Origin of the sequence: Kitasatospora sp. NBC_01287, assembly GCF_026340565.1 — a bacterium.
GTDB lineage: Bacteria > Actinomycetota > Actinomycetes > Streptomycetales > Streptomycetaceae > Kitasatospora.
In genome coordinates this window covers 3,409,422-3,431,735 of sequence record NZ_JAPEPB010000001.1, presented here as the reverse complement: position 1 = coordinate 3,431,735, position 22,314 = coordinate 3,409,422, and the positions used below count along the sequence as shown (strand labels likewise).

Genomic DNA, 22,314 nt, shown 5'->3' with positions numbered 1-22,314 from the left:
ACACGGGTGAGTCAGACCAGGCTCTCCCGCCAGGCCGTGTGCAGGGTGGCGAACCGGCCGCTGCCGGCGATGAGTTCGGCCGGGGTGCCGTCCTCGATCACCCGGCCCGACTCCATCACCAGGACGCGGTCGGCGATCTCCACCGTCGACAGCCGGTGCGCGATGATCACCGCGGTGCGGCCGGCCAGGACGGTGCGCATGGCGCGCTGGACGGCCTGCTCGCCGGGCACGTCCAGCGAGGAGGTGGCCTCGTCCAGGATCAGCACCGCGGGGTCGGCCAGCAGGGCGCGGGCGAAGGCGACCAGTTGGCGCTGGCCGGCCGAGATGCGCCCGCCGCGCTTGCGCACGTCGGTGTCGTAGCCGTCCGGCAGGGCGCTGATGAACCCGTGCGCGCCGATCGCCTTCGCCGCCGCCTCGATCTCGGCGCGCGAGGCCTCGGGGCGGCCCACCGCGATGTTCTCCGCGACGGTGCCCGAGAAGAGGAACGACTCCTGGGTGACCATGACGATGCCGCGCCGCAGGTCGGCCGAGGAGAGCTCGCGCAGGTCGACGCCGTCCAGCGTGATCCGCCCCGCGCTCGGGTCGTAGAAGCGGGCGAGCAGCTTGGCGAGCGTCGACTTGCCCGCGCCGGTGGCGCCGACGACGGCGGTGGTGCTGCCGGCCGGCAGGGTGAGGGAGAACTCGGGCAGCACCACCTTGCCGGTCCGGTAGGCGAAGGCGGTGTCGATGAAGGCCACCGTGCGACCGGTGGCGGACGTGGCGGACGTGGCGGGCAGCGCCACGGGCTCGACCGGCTCGGCCACCGAGGGCTCGTGGGCGAGTAGGCCGGCGATCTTCTCCAGCGCGGCCGCCGCCGACTGGTAGCTGTTGAGGAACATCGCCAGCTGGTCGATCGGGTCGTACAGCCGCCGCAGGTAGAGGACGAAGCCGGTGAGCACACCGACCTCCAGGCTGTTCTCGGTCACCAGGTAGGCCCCGACCAGGACCACTCCGGTGACCCAGAGGTTCGCGGTGGCCCGCGAGAACCCGACGTACCGGGCCATCTCCAGCAGGCCGTTGGCGTTGGCCCGCGCGTACTGCTGGTTGACCTCGCCGAAGGCGGCCAGGTTGGCCTCCTCGCGGCGGAAGGCCTGCACCGGGCGGATGCCGTTCATGGTCTCGGTGAAGCGGACGATCACCGAGGCGACCGCCGTGCGCGAGGTGCGGTAGACCCGGGAGCTGCGCCGCCGGAACATCCGCACCAGCAGCGCCATCGGCACCACCGAGCTGAGCGCCAGCAGGCCCAGCCGCCAGTCCATCACCAGCAGGATGACCGCGATGTAGCAGACCGACAGCAGGACCGCGAGCAGCTCCTGGAGGCCCTCGTTGAGCAGTTCGCGCAGCGCGTCCACGTCGCTGGTGGCCCGGGAGATGATCCGGCCGGAGGTGTAGCGCTCGTGGAAGTCCAGGCCGAGCCGCTGGGCGTGCCGGAAGATCCGGGTGCGCAGTTCGAGCAGCACGTCCTGGTTGATCCGCCCGGTGAGGCGGATGAAGGCGCGCTGCAGCAGGGTGCTCAGCGCCGCGCAGCCCAGGTAGGCGGCGGTCACGGCGATCAGCGGGCCGCTGTCGTGCCGGCGCAGAGCAGGTATGCCCTGGTCCATGGCGAGCGCCACCAGCAGCGGGCCGGACTGCAGCGCGGCCTGCTGGACGAGGATCATCAGCATCGCGACCACCACCCGGCCGCGCTGCGGGGCGAGCAGCGAGCGCAGCAGCGAGGCCGGGGCACCGGGCGGGACGGGGATGTCCTCCTCCGCCACCGCGGGCAGTTCTTCGGCAACAGCGGTCGTCATCGGGTCACACTCGCTTCCAGCGCGCTCTCGCCGGACATCAGTTCGCGGTACTCGGGGCAGTTCTCCAGCAGCCGCTGGTGGGTGTCCACGGCCAGGATCCGGCCCTCGGCCAGCACGGCCACCCGGTCGGCCAGCAGCACGGTGCTCGGCCGGTGCGCCACCACCAGCGCGGTGGTGCCGGTCAGCACCTCGCGCAGCGCCTGCTCGACCAGCGCCTCGGTGTGCACGTCCAGCGCCGAGAGCGGGTCGTCCAGCACCAGGAAGCCGGGCTCGCCGACCACCGCGCGGGCCAGCGCCAGGCGCTGGCGCTGGCCGCCGGAGAGGCTCAGGCCCTGCTCGCCGACCTCCGTGTCCGCGCCCTGCGGCAGCTGCGCCACGAAGCCGGCCTGGGCCACCGCGAGGGCGCGCTCCAGCTGCTCGGGGCCGGCCTCGGGCGCGCCCATCAGCACGTTCTCCCGGACGGTGGCGGAGAACAGGGTCGGCTCCTCGAAGGCGACCGCGAGGATCGAGCGCAGCTGGGGCAGCGGCAGCTGGTTGACGTCCTGGCCGTCCAGCGTGATGGTGCCCGCGGTGGCCCGGTAGAGCCGGGGGAGCAACGCGGTGAGCGTGGTCTTGCCGCTGCCGGTGGCGCCGACCAGGGCCATCGTCTCGCCGTGGCGGACGTGCAGGTCGACGCCGCGCAGCAGGTCGGCGGAGTCGGCGGGTGCGTCGGGGTAGCGGAAGCGGACGCCGGTCAGGCGGATGCCGTCGCCGTTGCCGGGCAGGTCCGAGGGCTGCGGTTCGGCCTCCTCGGGGGTGTCCATCACGTCGAAGAAGCGGTCCGCCGCGGTGCCCGCCTCGTTGCTGTAGGCGAGCAGCCAGCCCAGCGACTCCACCGGCCAGCGCAGTGCCAGCGCGGTGGAGAGGAAGGCGACCAGGGTGCCGGTGGTCAGCTCGTCGTGGGCGACCAGCACCGCGCCGACCGCGAGCGAGGTGCCGAGCGCCGCCTCGGGCAGGCCGACGATCACCGCCCACAGGTCGGCCAGCATCCGGGCCTTGCGCAGCTCGGTGCCGCGCAGCTGCTCGGCCTGCTCGGCGAAGTGGCGGGCCATGGTGCGCTGGCGTCCGAAGGACTTCAGGATCCGGATGCCGAGGACCGACTCCTCCAGCACGGTGGCCAGGTCGCCGTTCTGGTCCTGGGCGAGCCGGGCGGTGGCCGAGTAGTGGGTCTCGAAGCGCAGGCAGATCAGCACCAGCGGGATGCCGGGGACCAGCGCGATCAACCCCAGCCGCCAGTCCAGCGCCAGCATCAGGGCCGAGCCGGCCAGGAACATCAGCGAGTTGACGATCAGGAAGACCAGCGGGAAGGCCAGGAAGAGGCGCAGGGTGTACATGTCCGAGGTGGCCCGGGAGAGCAGCTGCCCGGACGGCCAGCGGTCGTGGAAGGCGACCGGCAGGCGCTGCAGCTTGGCGTACAGGTCGCGGCGCATCGCGGACTCGACCCGGGCCAGCGGGCGGGCGATCAGCACCCGGCGCAGCCCGAAGAGCCCGGCCTCGGCGGCGCCGAGCAGCAGGAGCAGCCCGATCAGCGGCCAGAGCGCGGCCCGGTCGTGGTGGCCGATCGGCCCGTCCACGATCCGGCCCAGCACCAGCGGGACCACCAGGACCGCGGCGGAGGCGACCAGGGCGGCGAGCACCGCGCCGATCAGGTACCAGCGGATCGGACGGGCATAGGTCCAGAGCCGGAGCAGCGAGCGCACCGTGGACCTCGTGGGTTCGGCGGCGGGCGGCGGGAGCGGGGGTGCGGCGTTCTCGGACATCAGGCCGAGGGTAGGCGGCGTACCTGCCATTTCTCATCAGGTTTTTCGCACCTGACACAGTCGGGTGCAGGGAACCGGCCACCCGCCCGGCCCGTCACTCCAGCCCGCCGCCGCGCAGCAGCCGCAGTGAGCGCGCCGCCAGCGGCTGCCCGGCTGCCCGGTCGGCGGTGTCCAGCAGCAGCTCCCAGGGGCCCCCGCCCGGCAGGGCGAACTCCGCGGGGTGGTCGGCGGCGTTGAGCAGCAGCAGGAAGCTGTCGTCGGTGAGCGGGCAGCCGTGCTGGTCGCGCTCGGACATCGCGTCGCCGTTGAGCAGCATGCCCAGCTGCGCGGTGGGCGCGAACCAGTCGGCCTCGGCCATCTCGGTGCCGTGCGCGGTGTACCAGGTCAGGTCGCGCCGTCCGCCGGGCACCGCCGCCCGGCCGGAGAAGAAGGCGCGCTGGCGCAGCACCGGGTGGGCGCGGCGCAGCCGGATCAGGTCGGCGGTCAGCTGCCGCAGCGCGCGCCACTCGGGCCGCTCCAGCAGCGACCAGTCCACCCAGCTGGTCTCGTTGTCCTGGCAGTAGGCGTTGTTGTTGCCGCCCTGGGTGCGGCCGAACTCGTCGCCCGCCGTGAGCATCGGGACCCCGGAGGCGAGCAGCAGGGTGGCCAGCAGGTTGCGCAGTTGGCGCGCTCTCAGTTCGAGCACCGCGGGGTCGGCGCTCTCGCCCTCCGTGCCGCAGTTCCAGGACCGGTTGTCGTCGGTGCCGTCCCGGCCGTCCTCGCCGTTGGCCGCGTTGTGCTTGCCGTTGTAGGAGACCAGGTCGCGCAGGGTGAAGCCGTCGTGCGCGGTGACGTAGTTGACCGAGGCGTACGGGCGGCGGCCGCCGCGCTGGTAGAGGTCGGAGGAGCCGGAGAGCCGGTAGCCCAGCTCGGCCACGTCGGGGCGGGCGCCGCGCCAGAAGTCGCGCACGGTGTCGCGGAACTTGTCGTTCCACTCGGCCCAGAGCGGCGGGAAGTTGCCCACCTGGTAGCCGCCGTGGCCGACGTCCCAGGGCTCGGCGATCAGCTTGACCCGGCTGAGGAAGGGGTCCTGGGAGACCGCCGCCAGGAACGGGTGGTGCATGTCCACCCCGTCGCCGCCGCGGGCCAGCGCCGCGGCCAGGTCGAAGCGGAAGCCGTCCACGCCCATCTCGGTGGCCCAGTAGCGCAGCGAGTCGGTGACCAGCCGCACGGTCTGCGGCTGCCGGGTGTCCAGCGTGTTGCCGCAGCCGGTGTAGTCGTCGTAGCCCCGGTTGCCGCGCGGGCCGCGGCCCAGCCGGTAGTAGCCGGCGTTGTCGATGCCGCGCAGCGAGAGGGTCGGGCCGCCCTCGCCGCCCTCGGCGGTGTGGTTGTAGACCACGTCGAGGATCACCTCGATGCCGGCCTGGTGCAGGGCGCGGACCATCCGCTTGAACTCGCCGACCTGCTGGCCGCGGGTGCCGGAGGCGCTGTAGCCGCCGTGCGGGGCGAACCAGCCGATCGAGTTGTAGCCCCAGTAGTTGCTCAGGCCGCGCCGGTGCAGGTGGTCCTCGCTGGCGAACTGGTGCACCGGCAGCAGCTCGACGGCGGTCACCCCGAGCGAGGTCAGGTGCTCGATCGCGGCCGGGTGGGCCAGGCCCGCGTAGGTGCCGCGCAGCTCGGGCGGGATGCCCGGGTGGCGCATGGTGAAGCCGCGCACGTGCAGCTCGTAGAGCACCGTCTCGGCCCACGGCGTCTTCGGGCGGCGGTCGTCCGACCAGTCGTCGTCGTCGTGCACCACCACGCCCCTGGCGGTGTACGGGGCGGAGTCGCGGTTGTCCCGCACGGTGTCGGCGACCTCCGGCTCGGGCCAGTCGCGCACCGAGCCGCAGCAGGCGGGGTGGCCGGTGAAGGTGCCGTCGACCGCTCGGGCGTAGGGGTCGAGCAGCAGCTTGGCGGGGTTCCAGCGGGCGCCGGTCCACGGGTCCCAGCGGCCGTGCACCCGGTAGCCGTAGTGCTGGCCAGGGCCGATGCCGGGCAGGTAGCCGTGCCAGGTCTGGAAGGTCTGCTCGGTGAGCGGATGGCGGCGCTCGGCGCCCGCCTCGTCGAAGAGGCAGAGCTCGACGGCCTCCGCACCCGGCGCCCAGAGCGCGAAGTTGGTGCCGTGGCTGCCGTCGGCGCCGTGCCGGTAGCGGGCGCCGAGCGGCTGCCAGCTGCCCGGCCAGGGGGCGGCCGGGGGCTGGTGAGCGGCCTGGGGCGCCGGGGCCGGCCCGTGCTCCAGTTCCTGGAATGCCGTCATGCCCGCGTCCTCCGAGGCCGGTTTCCCGTTCCGTGTTACGGACGGATGTCCGTTGAGTGGAATCGTTCCCTCGTGTTCCAGGCGGAACCCGATCGTCGAACGCGGGACTGGAGCCGCACTCGACCGGCGGGGCCGTGGCTGGGCGGTGGCTGGGCGGTGGCGGGGCGCGGGTGGCGGCCCCGAACGGCTGGAATCCGCCCCGGGCCGGGCGGCGCGGGGACCGGTCCGGGGCCGCGCGCCGAGCCCTCCCGAGCTGACCCGCTTTCACCTCGCGGTCACGCCCCTCCCGCCGAAGATTCACTCAGTCGGCCCCGTTATCCTTGCGCGAGCGCGGGCCCGGTGCGGGGTTCCGGCGACAAGACGATGAGGGGGAGCGCCCAGTGGAGGCGGTTCAGGCGGCGGACGCCGCGAGAGGCATGTGGGCGACCCGGACGGCGGCTCGGCGAGGCGCCGCGGCGCTGCTGGCGGGCGGTGTGCTGCTGCTGGCGAGCGCCTGCGGTCCGGACGACACCCCCGCCAAGGGCGGCAGCGCGCAGGGGGGCGGCGGCGGGGGCGCCAGCGCCGCCGCGGGCTCGTCGGGCGGTTCGTCGGGAGGCTCCTCGGCGGCGCCGAAGCTCTCGGCGGCCCAGCTGACGGTGGCGCCCGCGGACGGCGCCCAGGACGTGGCACCGAGCGGCGCGGTCAAGGTCTCGGTGGCGAACGGCAAGCTGACCCAGGTGTCGGTGGCCGACAAGGACGGCAACGCGGTGGCGGGCTCCATAGCCGCCGACGGCTCGTCCTGGTCGCCGACCGGGTCGCTGGCCGTCGGCATGCTCTACAAGGTGAGCGCCCAGGCGGTGGACGCGGCCGGACTGCAGGCCGCGGTGGACAGCAGCTTCACCACGCTGACCCCGGCCAAGACGATCTCCTCCAACGACAACGTCTCGACCGGTTCCACCTACGGCGTCGGCATGATCGTCTCGGTCAGCTTCAACAAGCCGGTCAAGAACAAGGACGCCGTCGTCCAGGGCATCACCTTCCAGGCCTCGGACGGCACCACGGTCAAGGGCCACTGGTTCGGCGACCAGCGGCTGGACTTCCGCCCGCAGCAGTACTGGAAGGCCGGCACCAAGGTCACCATCCACTACAAGCTGAAGAGCGTCGAGGTCTCGCCCGGCGTCTACGGCGGCTCGGACCGCGACGAGTCCTTCACGGTCGGCCGCTCGCAGATCTCCACCGCCGACGCGTCGAGCGACCAGATGACAGTGGTCCGCGACGGCCAGACCATCGAGACGCTGCCGATCTCGGCCGGCAACGACCAGAACCCGTCGTGGAACGGCACCATGACGATCGAGAGCAAGGAACTGGTCACCCGGATGAACTCGGCGACCGTCTCCAACGTGGTCGGCGGCGAGTACGACGTCCCGGACGTGCCGCACGCCATGCGGCTGACCGACTCGGGCACCTACGTGCACGGCAACTACTGGGGCAGCACCTTCGGCAAGTCCAACGCCAGCCACGGCTGCGTGGGCCTGCAGGACGCCAAGGGCGGCGACGGGAACTCGGTGGCCGGCAAGTTCTACGCCTCCTCGCTGGTCGGCGACGTGGTGATCATCAAGAACTCCAAGGGCAAGACGGTCAGCGCCAGCAACGGGCTGAGCGGCTGGACGCTGCCCTGGGGTTCCTGGTAGCCCTCCTCCGGGATTCCTGGCAATCCCGTGAGATTTCGCCGTAGCAGGCAACCTGCGGCCCACCCCGAGGCGTTTGTCCCGGGGTGGGCCGTTCGGCTTTTCGGCCGGCTTCGGGGCCGAGGTCCGGCGCGGGTATGGATCCCGCCGAACGGGTGAAGCAATCAGATGTAACAATCGACCGATTTGTCGTACCGGTAGGGAACCGGCGGCCCGCCCGCGACGTGTTCGCAGTGCGGGACCGAGCCCGTCCCGGAGAGAAGCAGGGGAGTAGAGGCATGCGCTCGATACGCGTGGGAGCGGCACTGGCGGTGGGCGGCACCCTGCTGCTGGTCACGGCGTGCGGTGGCGGCGGCACGGGCGCCAAGGCGGCCGGGGCCGGCACGCCGAGCGCGGGTGCCACCGCGACCGGCGGCGGTGGGGGCGGGGGCGGCGCCTCGACCACTCCGGGCGCGCCGGCCACCTCGGCGGCGCCGACCTCCGGCGCGGTGGTCGACATCGAACCCAAGGACGGCACCCAGAACGCCGCGCCGGACGCCCTCAAGGTCGCCGTCAGCAGCGGCAAGCTGAGCCAGGTCACGGTCACCGACAAGAGCGGCCAGGCGGTCCAGGGCAGCATCTCCGCCGACGGCACCAGCTGGGTGCCCGCCGCGGGCCTGTCGGTCGCCGACTCGTACCAGGTCAAGGCACAGGCCACCGACGCCAACGGGGTGGCCACCACGGCCACCAGCAGCTTCTCCACGCTGACCCCGAGCAAGACCTCGCGCAGCCAGGACAACGTCGCGACCGGCTCCACCTACGGCGTCGGCATGATCGTCTCGTTCAACTTCGGCATGCCGATCCAGAACAAGAAGGCGGTCGAGCAGGGGATCACCTTCGTGGCCTCGGACGGCACCACGGTCAAGGGCCACTGGATGGGCAACAACCGGCTGGACATCCGCCCGCAGAACTTCTGGAACCCGAACACCCAGGTCAAGATCCAGATCCGGCTGAAGAACGTCGAGGTCTCGCCCGGCGTCTACGGCGGCTCGGACCGCGACGAGTCCTTCACCATCAGCAGCCGGGCCCAGGTCAGCACGGTGGACGCCGCCGCGCACACCATGACCGTGCAGGACAACGGGCAGACCGTGGAGACCGTCCCGATCAGCTCCGGTTCGGACGAGCACCCGACCTACAACGGCACCATGGTGATCGAGGCCAAGGAGGGCACCGCGCACATGACCTCGGCCTCGGTGCCGGGGCTCAAGCCGGGCGAGTATGACCTGATGGTCCCGCACTCGATGCGGCTGACCGACTCGGGCACCTACGTGCACGGCAACAACTGGTCCTCGGCCGGCACCTTCGGCACCGCCAACGTCAGCCACGGCTGCGTGGGCCTGCAGGACGCGCCGGGCGACGCGGGCGGCACCGACACGCCGGCGGCCAAGTTCTACGCCGCCTCGATGGTGGGAGATGTCGTGAAGGTCGTCAACTCCAAGGGCGCACAGGTCACTCCGGACAACGGCCTGAGCGGCTGGAACATGCCGTGGAGCACCTGGTAGCCACCGCGGGTCGACGCCCGGTGCGCGCGTCATATGCCAAGTGAATAGTGATCGTTTCGTCATTGTCCGTACGCGGCTGCTTGCGAACCGCGATGATGGAGCGCATGGCGGGATGGGGCGAAGTCGATCAGTCATCACATCTCGGGCCCGGCCTGGCCGCTGACGTCCCGTTAGGGGCCCAGCGGGCGGGCGCGGCGGCCCCGTGCGGAGCGGTCCTCACCGGGCTCGCGGCCCTGGAGCGACTCTCCAGCCGGGAGTTGGAGCGCACCGTGCTGCCCAGGCTGCGCGATCCCGCCGCCGGCGAGGAGGTGCGGCTGCCCTCGCGCGGCGAGTCGGGGCCGCTGGCCCGCCGGCTGGTGCTCTCGGTGCTGCAGGGCTGGGGTCTGCAGCCGCTGCTGGAGATCGGCGAGTTGCTCACCGCCGAGCTGGTCGCCAACGCGGTGCGGCACACCGGCGGGCGCACCATCGGGCTGAAGCTGGTGCGGCGCCCCGGCTGGCTGCGGGTCGAGGTGCGGGACTCCTCGCGGGCGCTGCCCTGCCTGATCATGGCCGAGGCCGGGATGGCCGAGTGCGGGCGCGGACTCCAGGTGGTGGACGCGCTGGCCGACCGCTGGGGCGCGGACCTGCTGCCGCGAGGCAAGGGCGTCTGGTTCGAGCTGAAGGTGCGCGAGCGGGTCGTCTGACCGTCCTGTGACCGTCCTGGCCCCGGTCTTGATCGTTCGGCCCGGGTCTGCGAGTGTTCAGCTGACGGATGGTCAACTGAACGACGGGGGAGCAGTTTCGTGATCGTGGTCACCGGTGCCACCGGCACTGTGGGTTCGAAGATCGTCCAGGGTCTGCGCGAGCGCGGCGAGAGCGTGCGCGCGCTGCTCCGCGACCCCGCCGCCGCGCCCGCCGAGTGGGACGCCGGGGTGCGGCCGGTGGCCGCCGACTTCGCCGACCCGGCCTCGCTGGACGCCGCCCTGGCCGGCGCCGACGCCGTCTACCTGCTGGTCGCCGTCCACCCGGAGATGGCCGCGCACGAGCGCAACGTGATCGACGCGGCGGTGCGCACCGGGCGCGGCCCGCGCGTCGTGCTGCACGCCGCGGCCGGACTGGAGCAGCGGCCCGAGGGTGTGCGGTTCGTTGGCGCGCACGTCAGTGGCTTCGACCACCTGGTCGCGAGCGGACTGCCGTGGACCGTGCTGGCCCCCAACGGCTTCTACCAGAACTTCCTCGGCATGGCGGCCGCGGTCCGGGCCGGCCGGCTGACGGTGCCCGGCGGCACCGGCGCGGTCTCGTACGTGGACGCGCGCGACGTCGCCGACGCCGCGGTCGAGGCGCTCACCGGCGAGGGGCACGAGGGGGCGATCCACACCCTGACCGGCCCCGCCGCGCTCACCCACGGCGAGATCGCCGAGCAACTGGGCGCGGCCGCCGGCCGCGAGGTCGGCTACCTGGCCGCCGAGCCCGCGGCGGCCCTGGCCGGCATGCTCGGCGCCGGCTGGGACCCCTGGCGGGCCGAGGGCATGGTCGAGCTCTACGGGCTCTACGCGGCCGGCCTGGCGAGCGCGGTCGCCCCGGACCTGGCGAAGCTGACCGGCCGCCCGGCCCGCTCCTTCGCGGAGTTCGCCGCCGAGCACGCCGCCGTGCTGCGGGGCGAGGGGTCCGGCTGACCGCGGGCCCAGGGGAGGTCAGCGGCCGCGCGGCACCGCGGGGCGCCTCACGGGCACGACGGTGAGCGGTGTTTCGAGTCCTCTGAGAGGGATCACGCAACCGATAGCGTGGTGCTGACCTGCGAGTTCAGCGCCACACGACCTTGGGCGTCACGCTGGCCGGGCACCATTGGACAGGCATCGAATCAGCGGTGCCGGTGTTCGGAACGCTGCATCGGGTGATTGTCTGCTGCCGCACCGGCCGCTTGGAACCCTGGTCAGTGTTCTGTTGACCAGGGGTTCGCCAGGGACTTTTCAGGGACATTTTGACCGGTGCCTGCTCAGCGATCGTGCGGGAGCGCCGGGCGGGTGACCGGTACGACGGTCAGAAGTGTCTCCAAGCCCTTGAAGTCGTCGGGGTTGGTGGTGAACAGAGGGAGGTCCTCGGCGACGGCGATAGCGGCGATCATCAGGTCGGCCACGCGCCTTCGCGGTTTCCGCCCCGCGCCGATGACGGCGGCGCAGATCCGGCCGTAGCTGCGTGCGGCCTCCGTATCGAAGGGGATGGGGTCGAACTCGTTCTCGGCACGTTGGAGGACGTCGAGTCGGCGGGCTCGCTCCGCGTATTCGTCGTAGTCGGCCTGCTCCTCGTTCCGCCGGACCTCATGCGGCCCGGCGGACAGCTCCGCCAAGGTGATCGCGCTGATGGCCATCTCGGCGGGGAGCTCGGCCGGGTCCACCCAACGGCGCAGGATCATGATGTTGGTGTCGAGCAGACCGCGCTCGTGCTCAACGGGCATACGGGTCGTCCATCTCCTGTGCGGCCGTGGCGTCCTGATCCGCCCGGAAGGCATCCAGGGAGATGTCGGGTGCGCTCCGCGACATCGCGGCGAACTCGGCTCGGGGAACGAAGCGCCTGCGGCGCTTCAGCGGGATCAGCTCTCCGATCCGGTGGCCGTCACGGGTCACGGTGAACGACTGGCCGGCCTCGACGGCGTCCATGATCTCTCTCGACCTGCTCCGCAGGTCCCGCTGCGTGATCTCCGGTTGCGCTGTCATGCCACCAGGCTATCGATGTGTGCCACCTGGTGCTACAGGGCGGCACACCATGTGCCCACGGGAACTGCTCCAACATGCGCCGCCTGCCGGGACGGCGTCAGCCGTGATGGCGACAGCGGAGCCGACGCAGTCCACATGGGACGCGGTCTCTGGCCAGAGGCCGATCACTACAAGTCACCATCCGCTGTGGGATACCCGGGCCAACACTCCGATGCGCTTGGACGGATACGGGGACATCGTGGAGGCGTAGTGCTCCGCGGCACGACGACGAACCCCTGGTCAGCGGCGTGCTGATCAGGGGTTCGCCAGGGACTTTTCGCGATGTGGGCAGGGAAGGCCCCGACAGCCCTGAAAGACGCAAAGCCGCAGCTCAGGCTGAGTTTCCTCAGCACTCGATGACGTTGACCGCCAGGCCGCCGCGCGAGGTCTCCTTGTACTTGACCTTCATGTCGGCGCCGGTCTCCTTCATCGTCTTGATCGCCTTGTCCAGCGAGACGTGGTGGCGGCCGTCGCCGCGCAGGGCCATCCGGGCGGCGGTGACGGCCTTGACCGAGGCCATGCCGTTGCGCTCGATGCAGGGGATCTGGACCAGGCCGCCGACCGGGTCGCAGGTGAGGCCGAGGTTGTGCTCGATGCCGATCTCGGCGGCGTTCTCGACCTGCTCGGGGCTGCCGCCGAGGACCTCGGCGAGGCCGCCGGCGGCCATCGAGCAGGCGGAGCCGACCTCGCCCTGGCACCCGACCTCGGCGCCGGAGATGGAGGCGTTCTCCTTGAAGAGCATGCCGATCGCGCCGGCGGCGAGCAGGAAGCGGACGATGCCGTCCTCGTCCGCGCCCGGGATGAAGTTCTGGAAGTAGTGCAGGACGGCGGGGATGATGCCGGCCGCGCCGTTGGTGGGGGCGGTGACGACGCGCTGGCCGCTGGCGTTCTCCTCGTTGACCGCCATGGCGTAGAGGGTGACCCACTCCATCGCGTTGGCCGGGCCTATTCCCTCGGCGCGTAGCGCGCGGGCGCCGGCGGCGGCGCGGCGGCGGACCTTGAGGCCGCCGGGCAGGATGCCCTCGCGGGACATGCCCGCGCTGACGCACTCCTTCATCACGGCCCAGATCTCCAGCAGGCCGGTCCGGATCTCGGCCTCGGTGCGCCAGGCCTTCTCGTTCTCCAGCATCAGGCCGGAGATGGACAGGCCGGTCTCGCGGGTGAGGCGCAGCAGCTCCTCGCCGGTGCGGAAGGGGTAGCGCAGCGCGGTGTCGTCGGGGACCACCCGGTCGGCGCCGATCGCGTCCTCGTCCACCACGAAGCCGCCGCCGACCGAGTAGTAGGTCTTGGCCAGCAGCTCGGTGCCGGCCGCGTCCTGGGCCGCCAGGGTCATCCCGTTGGCGTGGTAGGGCAGCGAGCGGCGGCGGTGCAGCACCAGCTGGAGGTCGGGGTCGAAGGCGATCGGGTGGGTGCCGAGCAGGCTGAGCTGCTTGGCCTCGCGGATCCGCTCCACGTCCAGGTCGGCCTTGGCCACGTCGACGCTGCGCGGCGAGTTGCCCTCCAGGCCCAGCAGGACGGCCTTGGGGGTGCCGTGTCCGTGGCCGGTGGCGCCCAGCGAGCCGAAGAGCTCGGCCTTGACGCCGGTGACCTGCTCCAGCAGCCCCTCCGAGCGCAGCCGGCGGGCGAACATCCGAGCCGCGCGCATCGGGCCGACCGTGTGCGAACTGGACGGGCCGATGCCGATGGAGAAGAGGTCGAAGACGCTGATGGCCACGGGGTGACGTCCTTGTCTATCTCGTGGAGAGGGGCTGGTCGCCCGGAGGCGGAGGGCTGGTCGCCCGGGAGAGGGTCTCGGAGCGTGCGGCGGGGCACCGGCTCACGTTCCAGTGTGCGCGGTGCCCCGGTGCGGGGGCGTGGTCGGTGAGGGTGACGCCGACCACGCCCGCGGTGCGACCTACGGTCCTGCGGGTCCTACAGGGCCCACAGGTCCCACAGGTCCTACAGGTCGGGGTAGAGCGGGTACTTCTCGGCCAGGGTGGTGACCCGGGCCTTCAGTGCGGCGGCCTTGGCCTCGTCGAAGCCCGGCAGCAGCGCCTCGGCGATGATGTCGGCGACCTCGCGGAAGTCCTCCGCGACGAAGCCGCGGGTGGCCAGCGCCGGGGTGCCGATCCGCAGGCCGGAGGTGACCATCGGCGGGCGCGGGTCGTTCGGGACGGCGTTGCGGTTGACCGTGATGCCGACCTCGTGCAGCCGGTCCTCGGCCTGCTGGCCGTCGAGCTGGCTGTTGCGCAGGTCGACCAGGACCAGGTGCACGTCGGTGCCGCCGGAGAGCACCGAGATGCCCGCCGCGGTGGCGTCGTCCTGGAGCAGGCGGGCGGCCAGGATCTTGGCGCCCTCCAGGGTGCGCTCCTGGCGCTCCTTGAACTCCGGCGAGGCCGCGACCTTGAAGGCGACCGCCTTGCCGGCGATCACGTGCTCCAGCGGACCGCCCTGCTGGCCGGGGAAGACCGCGGAGTTGATCTTCTTGGCCAGCTCGGCCTTGGAGAGGATCACACCGCCGCGCGGGCCGCCCAGGGTCTTGTGGGTGGTGGTGGTGACCACGTCCGCGTACGGCACCGGGGAGGGGTGCAGGCCCGCGGCCACCAGGCCGGCGAAGTGGGCCATGTCCACCATCAGGTAGGCGCCGACCTCGTCGGCGATCCGGCGGAACTCGGCGAAGTCGAGCTGGCGGGGGTAGGCGGACCAGCCGGCGATGATCAGCTTGGGCTGGTGCTCCTTGGCCAGGCGCTCGACCTCCTCCATGTCGACCAGGTTGGTCTGCTCGTCCACGTGGTAGGCCACCACGTTGTAGAGCTTGCCGGAGAAGTTGATCTTCATGCCGTGGGTCAGGTGGCCGCCGTGGGCCAGGTTCAGGCCCAGGATGGTGTCGCCCGGCTGGATCAGCGCGAACATCGCGGCGGCGTTGGCCTGCGCGCCCGAGTGCGGCTGGACGTTCGCGGCCTCGGCGCCGAACAGCGCCTTGATCCGGTCGATGGCGATCTGCTCGACCACGTCGACGTGTTCGCAGCCGCCGTAGTAGCGCTTGCCGGGGTAGCCCTCGGCGTACTTGTTGGTCAGGACCGACCCCTGGGCCTCCATGACCGCCACCGGGGCGAAGTTCTCGGAGGCGATCATCTCAAGGGTGGACTGCTGGCGGTGCAGCTCGGCGTCGACCGCGGCGGCGATCTCCGGGTCGAGTGCGTGCAGGGACTGGTTGAGAACCGTCATGGTGGCGTCTTCCCGTGGGGCTGGGCGGGGACCAAGGGCGGGCGGCCGCCGCGCTGCGACCGCCCGCACGCGTCCGTCAGGACTGGGTGAAAGCGGCGTACTCGTCGGCGCTGAGCAGGTCCCCGGGGGTCTCGGAGAGCTTCAGCTTGAAGAGCCAGCCACCCTCGAAGGCGGCCGAGTTGACCAGGGCGGGCTCGTCGACGACGCCCTGGTTGACCTCGACGACCTCGCCGGTGGCGGGGGAGTACAGGTCGCTGACGGACTTGGTGGACTCGAGCTCGCCGCAGGTCTCCCCGGCGGTGACGGTGTCGCCGACCTCGGGCAGCTGCACGTAGACGATGTCACCGAGGGCGGTGGCCGCGTGCTCGGTGATCCCGACGGTCGACACGCCGTCCGCGTCGGCGGCGGTCAGCCACTCGTGCTCCTTGCTGTACTGCAGGTGCTGCGGGTTGCTCATGATGGTCATTCTCCAGGATCGGAAGCGGGTGTGACGAAACGGTCCGCCGAGCGGACGGTCGGCGAACGGTCAGCAGATTGAAGCAGGCGCGGTGGCGCGGGCTCAGCGGGCGCGCTTGTAGAACGGCAGCGCGACGACCTCGACCGGCTCGTGCTTGCCGCGCACGTCCACCGCGACCGCGGTGCCGGGGGCCGCGAAGGCGGCGTCCACGTAGGCGATGGCGATCGGCTTGCCGAGGGTGGGGGAGGGGGCACCGGAGGTGATCCGCCCGATCGCGGCGGCCTCGCCGCCGGCCGTGGCGTCGACCACCGCGTACTCGGCGCGCGGTACCCGCTTGCCCTCGGAGACCAGGCCGACCAGCTTGCGCGGCGGGTTCGACTCGGCCTTGGCGGCCGCCTCCTCCAGCGCCTTGCGACCGACGAACTCGCCGCCGTTGGTGGTCTTGTCGAAGCGCACCACGCGGCCCAGGCCCGCGTCGAAGGGGGTCAGCGAGGTGTCCAGCTCGTGCCCGTAGAGCGGCATGCCGGCCTCCAGGCGCAGCGTGTCGCGGCAGGACAGGCCGCACGGGACCAGGCCCGCGGCGGAGCCCGCCTCGGTCAGCGCGTTCCACAGGTGCTCGGCGTCCGCGGGGGCGCTGAAGACCTCGAAGCCGTCCTCGCCGGTGTAGCCGGTGCGGGCCAGCCAGACCTGCTTGCCGGCCACGGTGGCGGGCAGCAGCGCGTAGTACTTCAGGGCCGGCAGGTCGGCGTCGGTGAGCGAGGCGAGGATGCCGTTGGCCTCCGGGCCCTGCACGGCGAGCAGCGCGTACGCGTCGCGGTCGTCGCGCACCACGGCGTCGAAGCCGGCCGCGCGCTCGGTCAGCGCGTCCAGCACCACCTGGGCGTTGGAGGCGTTCGCGACCACCAGGTACTCGTCCTCGGCGGTCCGGTAGACGATCAGGTCGTCCAGGATCCCGCCGTCCTCGCGGCAGATCATCGTGTAGCGGGCGCGCAGCACGCCGAGCGCCGAGATGAAGCCGACCAGCGCGTGGTCCAGCAGCTCACCGGCCTGCGGGCCCGAGACGGTGATCTCGCCCATGTGCGAGAGGTCGAAGAGACCGGCCTTGGTGCGCACCGCGAGGTGCTCCTCGCGCTCGCTGCCGTAGCGCAGCGGCATGTCCCAGCCGGCGAAGTCGGTCATGGTCGCACCGAGCGAGCGGTGCAGGGCGTCGAGCGCGGTCAGGCGGGGGGACATGATGAGACTCCCGGTCGTGTATGAGGACATGCGGGGGTGGAGTCTCCCCGTCTGTCGTCACAACCTGAGAGCTTCACCGCGTCAAGGATGACGCGGCTTGCACCGTGGGTGGGCGCACGGCACGGCCGTGTTCCACTTTCCAGATTCGCCTCGCCCACACGGTAGGGGTGCCTGAGAGATTCCGGGGAGGACTTGCTCCTTCGGCGCCGGTCCGTGCCGACTGCGGCACCTCCGGACTCTCCCGCGCGGGTTCGAGCGGCCAGTATGAAGTTTTCCCCGCGCGAACGGACGACGCGGACGGGCACATCATGGCATGCCTGTGCGACCCACGGGAGAGGGGGCGGGGTGGGTAGGCTTCCACCGCGCACACCGTGTGCACACTGCGTGAGAAGCGGGGCAGGGGCGGATGGAGACAGAGGGGTACGCCGTGGCGGGGCCCGGGTGGGCCGAGCCCGGCCAGGCACCGGCGGGCAGCGGCTGGCCCGCCAACGAGCTGGAGCAGGTGCTCACCGCCGCGATCGGCGATCCCGGTGCCACGCCCCGGGTGGTCGAGGTGCTGGCGCGCAGCCAGGTCTGGATCCCGCTGCCCGCCGGGGGCGACCCGGCCGGGGTGGCGCTCGACCTGCCCACCATCGAGCTGGCCGGCGCGCCCTACGTGCCGGTCTTCTCCTCCGAGGAGCAGTTCCTGCGGCACGCGCCCGGCCTGTCCTGCGCCGTCGCGCCGGTCTGGGAGTTCGCCCGCGGCCTGCCGCTGGGCATCGGCATCGCGGTCAACCCCGAGGCGCCGGTGGGCATCCCGGTGCCACCGCAGGGGGTGGCCGAGCTGCGCCGCGGCCCGCGCGAGCGGCGCTGGGAGCAGTCCGGCGCGGCGGGGGCGGGCGCGGGCGGCGCGGGGCTGCCCGAGGGCGCCCGGGTGGCGCTGCGCGAGCCGGAGCCGGCCGAGGAGCCGCTCGCCTTCCTGCAGGCGGTGCGGGCCGAGCTGGCCGCGCTGGGCGGGGTGCTGACGGCGCGGCGGGCGCTGGCCTCGGTGGAGGGCGAGGCGACGGTGCTGTTCGTGGGCGTCCAGCTGGACCCGGTGGCGCCCGCCGACCCGGCGGCCGCCAACGCGGCGCTCGGCCGGGCGCTGGGGGTGGCGCCGCTGCCGGGCGGGGTGCACATGGTGCTGCTGGACCTGGCGGCCGACCCGGTGGTGGACTGGCTGCTGCAGCGGGTACGACCTTTCTACGAGCGGGGCTGACGGCCCCGGCCACCCGCACGTCGGCATGACGGGTGTCACCCGCGCCCCGTAGGGTGGCGCCCGACGCGCGGCGAGCGCGGTGGCGAGGACGGGAGTGGGGACCGGTGACGACGGGAGCGGCAGGCGGTGGCGCGGGGCCCTGGGGTCCGGCCCCTGGCGCGGACCCCGGTGCCCTGGAGCGGGCTCTGCGCGAGGTCGGCCCCGAGCGCTGGGAGGCCTACGAGCAGCTGCTGCGCGAGCTCGCCGCCGGCCGGGTCTGGATGCTGCTCTGGCACGGCACCCCGGGCAGCCCTGACGCCCAGTACGGCAACATGGACATCGGCGGCCACGGCTACGCCCCCGCCGCCACCTCGCCCGAGCAACTGGCCGCCAGCGGCTGGGGCCGGGCCCACGAGGTGATCAGCGGCCAGGAGATCGCCGCCGCGCTCTACCGCACCCGCTGGGGCCTGTGGCTCAACCCGCACGCCCCCGGCGGCGGGGTCGGCGTGCCCTGGGCCGACCTGCGCCGGGTGGCGGCGGGCCTCGACCGGCTGCCGGCCGGGCCGCTGCGGTTGAGCGATCCCCAACTGCCGGGGCTGGAGGGCTTCTACGGTCTGCTGGCCCACCAGGCCCCTTCGGTGCGCCCGGTCCGGGCGCTGCGCCGGGCCTGGGTGCGTCCGGTGGTGGGCGAGGCGTACCTGGCGATCGGTCTTGAGCTGTACGACACTTCGCCGCCCGCGGTGGAGGCGGTGCGCGCGCTGATGCAGCGGGCGATCGCGCAGGCGCCGCCAGGGCTGGCCGTCTCGACGGTGGCGATGAGCGACGACTTCGACCCGGTGGCGCTGTGGCTGCGCGCCAACGGCCGGCCGTTCTACCACCGTGAGGCCACTCCGGCGCCGTACCCGGCTCCCTACCAGCCGCAGGCCTATCCGCAGGGACCGTACGGCAGTTCGATGCCGCCGCAGCCCGGGTGGCCGCAGCAGCCCTGGCCCGGCCGCTAGACACCGCGCCGCCGCGCTGAGCGCTGCCTCGCTGAGCCCCGCCTCGCCTCGCTGAGCGCTGCCCCGCTGAGCCCCGTCCCGCCCCGCTGAGTGCCGCCCGCTGGGCCGCCGACCTGCGCCCCGCCCCGCTCCCGGACGCCTCCGCTCGCACCCCCGCGCGCCCTCGGCGCCGCCCGGGCGGTTCGTCGGCGAACCGCTCATCACCAGTTGGCCGTTGATCATCCGTCAGGTTTACCGATCATGAACAACGGTAGATCACAGTTGGGCATCCTTCACCGGGCAGGGCTGGCGCGGCGCTGCTGCCAGCGGCGAGAGTTCTGCGCACCGCACCAGCCGAGCAGCTCGGGTGGTATGGCTCGTCGGCTCTGACCAGGACCTGACACCGCCATGCCCGCCTCCGCGCTGCCCATGGGCCGACAACCGTCGGCGAGGGGACGCCAACTGCCCATGACCACACCCACCGACACCACCACGGCCGCCCCGGGCGACCCCGCCCCCGCCGTCTCCGCCCCCACCGCGATCGAGGGCCGCTCGCTCGGCCGGATCGCCTGGCTGCGCTTCCGCCGCGACAAGGCGGCCGTCGTCGGCGGCGTGGTGGTCATCCTGCTGGTGCTGCTGGCCGTACTGGCCAAGCCGATCGAATCGCTCTTCGGGCTCAGCCCCGACGCGCTGCACCAGGACCTGCTGGACGCCGACCTCGGCGGCCTGCCAATGGGCTCCTTCGGCGGGATGAGCCTGAGCCACCCGCTGGGCGTCGACCCGCTGCAGGGCCGCGACCTGCTCTCCCGGATCATCGAGGGCTCCTGGGTCTCGCTGCTGGTGGCCTTCGGCGCGACCGTGCTCTCCAACACCCTGGGCACCGTGCTCGGCGTGGTGGCGGGCTACTACGGCGGCTGGGTCGACACCGTGATCAGCAGGATCATGGACACCTTCCTGGCCTTCCCGCTGCTGCTCTTCGCGATCTCGATCTCGGCCTCGCTGCAGGGCGGCGCGTTCGGACTGCACGGCCTGCCGCTGCACCTGTGCGTGCTGATCTTCGTGATCGGCTTCTTCAACTGGCCCTACATGGGCCGGATCGTGCGCGGCCAGACGCTCTCGCTGCGCGAGCGGGAGTTCGTCTTCGCGGCCCGCAGCCTGGGCGCCCGCGGCCCGTTCATCCTCTTCAAGGAGCTGCTGCCCAACCTGGTCGGCCCGATCCTGGTCTACTCGACCCTGCTGATCCCGACCAACATCCTCTTCGAGGCGGCGCTCAGCTTCCTCGGTGTCGGTATCCAGCCCCCGCAGTCCAGTTGGGGCGGAATGCTGAACGACGCGATCAAGTACTACCAGGTCGACCCGGAGTACATGGTGGTCCCGGGTCTAGCGATCTTCGTCACCGTGCTCGCCTTCAACCTGCTCGGCGACGGGCTGCGCGACGCGCTCGACCCGCGCAGCAACTGACCTCCGACCATCCCTCACCTCCCTCCCTGGCCCAGACCAGCACTCCCAAGGGGTTGATCCAGCTATGCGCCGATCTCGTACCCTCGCCCTGGCCGCGGTGGCCGCCACCGCCGCGCTGGTGGTGAGCGGTTGCTCCAGCAGCGCCAAGAGCGGCACCGGCGGCACCGGCAGCGATGCCGCCGGCGGGCAGAACGCCGCCACCAAGGGGATCGTGAACGCCTCCGACCAGAAGGGCGGCACGGTCACCTACGAGATGAAGGGCACCCCGGACTCGCTGGACCCGGGCAACACCTACTACGCCTACATCTGGAACTTCTCGCGGCTGTACTCCCGGGCGCTCACCACCTTCCAGCCGGGCCCCGGCAGCGCCGGCGACAAGCTGGTCCCGGACCTGGCCACCGGCCTCGGCCAGGTCAGCGACAACGGCCTGACCTGGACCTACCACATCCGCGCGGGCCTGAAGTACGACGACGGCACCCCGATCACCACCAAGGACGTCAAGTACGCGGTGGAGCGCAGCAACTTCGCGCCCACCGTGAACTCCAACGGCCCGACCTACTTCCAGGAATTCCTGGTCGACAACTCGACCCCGTACCAGGGCCCTTACACCGACAAGAGCCCCGACGGCCTGCAGTCGATCCAGACCCCGGACGACACCACCATCGTCTTCCACCTGAAGCAGCCGTTCGCCGACTTCGACTACCTGGTCAGCGCTCCGCAGACCGCGCCCGTGCCGCAGTCCAAGGACGACGGCGCCGGCTACGTGAAGCACATCGTCTCCAGCGGGTCGTACAAGTTCCAGTCCTACGACGACGGCAAGGGCGCCGTGCTGGTGCCCAACACCAACTGGGACCAGTCCACCGATCCGATCCGCAAGCAGCTCGCGGACAAGATCGTGCTGAAGATGAACATCGACCAGAACACCATCGACCAGGACCTGATCGCGGGCAACGCCCAGGTCGACCTGGTGGGCGGCGGCGTCGACCCGCAGACCCAGGCCAAGCTGCTGCTCGACTCCAAGCTCAAGGCGCAGACCGACAACGCCTTCGGCGGCCGGCTCGCCTACCTGGCGCTGAACACCAAGGTCGCGCCGCTGGACGACGTGAACTGCCGCAAGGCCGTCGAGTACGCGATCGACAAGGTCTCGGTGCAGACCGCCGAGGGCGGCCCGGTCCGCGGCGCGGTCGCCACCAGTGTGCTGCCGCCGGACATCCCCGGGTACCAGAGCATCAACCCCTACGCCTCGCCCAGTGACAAGGGCGACGACGCGAAGGCCAAGCAGGCGCTGGCGGCCTGCGGTCACCCGGACGGCTTCACCACCACCATCACCGCCCGCAGCGAGCGCGACACCGAGGTGGCGGCCGCCACCTCGATCCAGGCCGCGCTGGGCAAGGTCGGCATCAAGCTGAACATCCAGCAGTACCCGCAGGGCAAGTACTTCTCCGACTACGCGGGTGTGCCGAACTTCATCAACAGCAACGGCGTTGGCATGATGATGATGCAGTGGGCCGCCGACTGGCCCAGCGGCTACGGCTTCCTGCAGCAGATCGTCGACGGCCGCTCGATCAAGGCCTCCGGCAACAGCAACCTGTCGCAGCTCGACGACCCGGCCGTGAACAAGCTGATCGACGACGCCGGCTCCAACACCGACCAGGGCGCCCGCGAGAAGGACTACGCGGCGATCGACGCGCAGGTGATGAGCGACGCGGTCATCGTGCCGCTGACCGACGTCAAGGTCTTCAACTTCCGGCCCACCGGCAACACCAACGTCGTCTCCACCTCGGCCTACGACGGCGAGTACGACTACCTCAACATCGGCACCAAGTAAGAGCCTGGCTCCCCGTCCCCGAAGGCAGGTGAAGGCGAGCGGAGCCGGCCCCGGTCCGGTGCGTCCCCGAGTGGGCGCACCGGACCGGG

The 22,314-nt window shown here is 72.0% G+C and carries 17 protein-coding genes and 1 riboswitch; of the genes, 8 read left to right on the top strand and 9 right to left on the bottom strand.

Translation table 11 applies throughout. The annotated features are described in order from the left end of the window. Positions 1-11: 11 nt before the first annotated feature. From OG455_RS14315 to glgX, 3 genes are all read right to left on the bottom strand, one after another. Entirely contained in the window at positions 12-1,829 is a 1,818-nt protein-coding gene (locus tag OG455_RS14315; protein WP_266293672.1) for an ABC transporter ATP-binding protein, read from the bottom strand. Then, positions 1,826-3,628: an ABC transporter ATP-binding protein gene (locus OG455_RS14310; protein WP_266293670.1), complete on the bottom strand. Its 1,803-nt coding sequence runs from the start codon at positions 3,626-3,628 to the stop codon at positions 1,826-1,828. The genes OG455_RS14315 and OG455_RS14310 overlap by 4 nt, the downstream gene beginning before the upstream one ends. A 94-nt stretch (positions 3,629-3,722) precedes the next feature. Next, entirely contained in the window at positions 3,723-5,903 is a 2,181-nt protein-coding gene (glgX, locus tag OG455_RS14305; protein ID WP_266293668.1) for a glycogen debranching protein GlgX, read from the bottom strand. Between the two features lie 380 nt (positions 5,904-6,283). On the opposite strand from glgX, the gene OG455_RS14300 reads away from it, so the two are divergent. From OG455_RS14300 to OG455_RS14285, 4 genes are all read left to right on the top strand, one after another. Continuing rightward, positions 6,284-7,573, top strand: a complete 1,290-nt coding sequence (locus tag OG455_RS14300; protein ID WP_266293667.1) for an Ig-like domain-containing protein — start codon at positions 6,284-6,286, stop codon at positions 7,571-7,573. Between the two features lie 275 nt (positions 7,574-7,848). Next, complete coding sequence (locus tag OG455_RS14295; RefSeq protein WP_266293665.1) at positions 7,849-9,111, top strand: Ig-like domain-containing protein; 1,263 nt, start codon at positions 7,849-7,851, stop codon at positions 9,109-9,111. A gap of 104 nt (positions 9,112-9,215) precedes the next feature. Next, the gene (locus OG455_RS14290) at positions 9,216-9,794 is read left to right on the top strand and encodes an ATP-binding protein (protein ID WP_266293664.1); all 579 of its coding nucleotides are present in this window, start codon (positions 9,216-9,218) and stop codon (positions 9,792-9,794) included. Between the two features lie 99 nt (positions 9,795-9,893). Then, a complete protein-coding gene (locus OG455_RS14285) occupies positions 9,894-10,766 on the top strand; it encodes an NAD(P)H-binding protein (protein WP_266293663.1) in 873 nt (290 codons plus the stop codon). Between the two features lie 320 nt (positions 10,767-11,086). Here OG455_RS14285 and OG455_RS14280 read toward each other — a convergent pair whose 3' ends face one another. From OG455_RS14280 to gcvT, 6 genes are all read right to left on the bottom strand, one after another. After that, positions 11,087-11,545 (bottom strand): type II toxin-antitoxin system VapC family toxin, encoded by a 459-nt coding sequence (locus OG455_RS14280; protein ID WP_266293662.1) that lies wholly within the window; start codon positions 11,543-11,545, stop codon positions 11,087-11,089. Beyond that, on the bottom strand, positions 11,535-11,804 hold the full coding sequence (locus tag OG455_RS14275) for a type II toxin-antitoxin system Phd/YefM family antitoxin (RefSeq protein ID WP_266293660.1): 270 nt from the start codon (positions 11,802-11,804) through the stop codon (positions 11,535-11,537). Before OG455_RS14275 ends, OG455_RS14280 begins: the two co-directional genes overlap by 11 nt. 385 nt (positions 11,805-12,189) lie before the next feature. Then, the gene (locus tag OG455_RS14270; protein ID WP_266293658.1) at positions 12,190-13,557 is read right to left on the bottom strand and encodes an L-serine ammonia-lyase; all 1,368 of its coding nucleotides are present in this window, start codon (positions 13,555-13,557) and stop codon (positions 12,190-12,192) included. A 224-nt stretch (positions 13,558-13,781) separates the two neighbouring features. Then, positions 13,782-15,050, bottom strand: a complete 1,269-nt coding sequence (gene glyA / locus OG455_RS14265; RefSeq protein ID WP_266293656.1) for a serine hydroxymethyltransferase — start codon at positions 15,048-15,050, stop codon at positions 13,782-13,784. A 76-nt stretch (positions 15,051-15,126) separates the two neighbouring features. After that, entirely contained in the window at positions 15,127-15,507 is a 381-nt protein-coding gene (gcvH, locus tag OG455_RS14260; RefSeq protein ID WP_266293654.1) for a glycine cleavage system protein GcvH, read from the bottom strand. Positions 15,508-15,609: 102 nt separating this feature from the next. Then, on the bottom strand, positions 15,610-16,740 hold the full coding sequence (gcvT, locus tag OG455_RS14255; protein WP_266293653.1) for a glycine cleavage system aminomethyltransferase GcvT: 1,131 nt from the start codon (positions 16,738-16,740) through the stop codon (positions 15,610-15,612). A gap of 149 nt (positions 16,741-16,889) precedes the next feature. Continuing rightward, a riboswitch (glycine riboswitch) is annotated at positions 16,890-16,994 on the bottom strand. Positions 16,995-17,146: 152 nt separating this feature from the next. Here gcvT and OG455_RS14250 point away from each other — a divergent pair. From OG455_RS14250 to OG455_RS14235, 4 genes are all read left to right on the top strand, one after another. Continuing rightward, positions 17,147-17,977 carry an enhanced serine sensitivity protein SseB C-terminal domain-containing protein gene (locus OG455_RS14250; RefSeq protein WP_266293652.1) on the top strand — a complete coding sequence of 277 codons (831 nt, stop codon included), beginning with the start codon at positions 17,147-17,149 and terminating at the stop codon, positions 17,975-17,977. 173 nt (positions 17,978-18,150) lie between these two features. Further along, positions 18,151-18,957 carry an enhanced serine sensitivity protein SseB C-terminal domain-containing protein gene (locus tag OG455_RS14245; protein ID WP_266300775.1) on the top strand — a complete coding sequence of 269 codons (807 nt, stop codon included), beginning with the start codon at positions 18,151-18,153 and terminating at the stop codon, positions 18,955-18,957. 447 nt (positions 18,958-19,404) lie between these two features. Then, on the top strand, positions 19,405-20,397 hold the full coding sequence (locus OG455_RS14240; protein WP_266293650.1) for an ABC transporter permease: 993 nt from the start codon (positions 19,405-19,407) through the stop codon (positions 20,395-20,397). 64 nt (positions 20,398-20,461) lie between these two features. Further along, a complete protein-coding gene (locus OG455_RS14235) occupies positions 20,462-22,225 on the top strand; it encodes an ABC transporter substrate-binding protein (RefSeq protein ID WP_266293648.1) in 1,764 nt (587 codons plus the stop codon). Positions 22,226-22,314 lie beyond the last annotated feature (89 nt).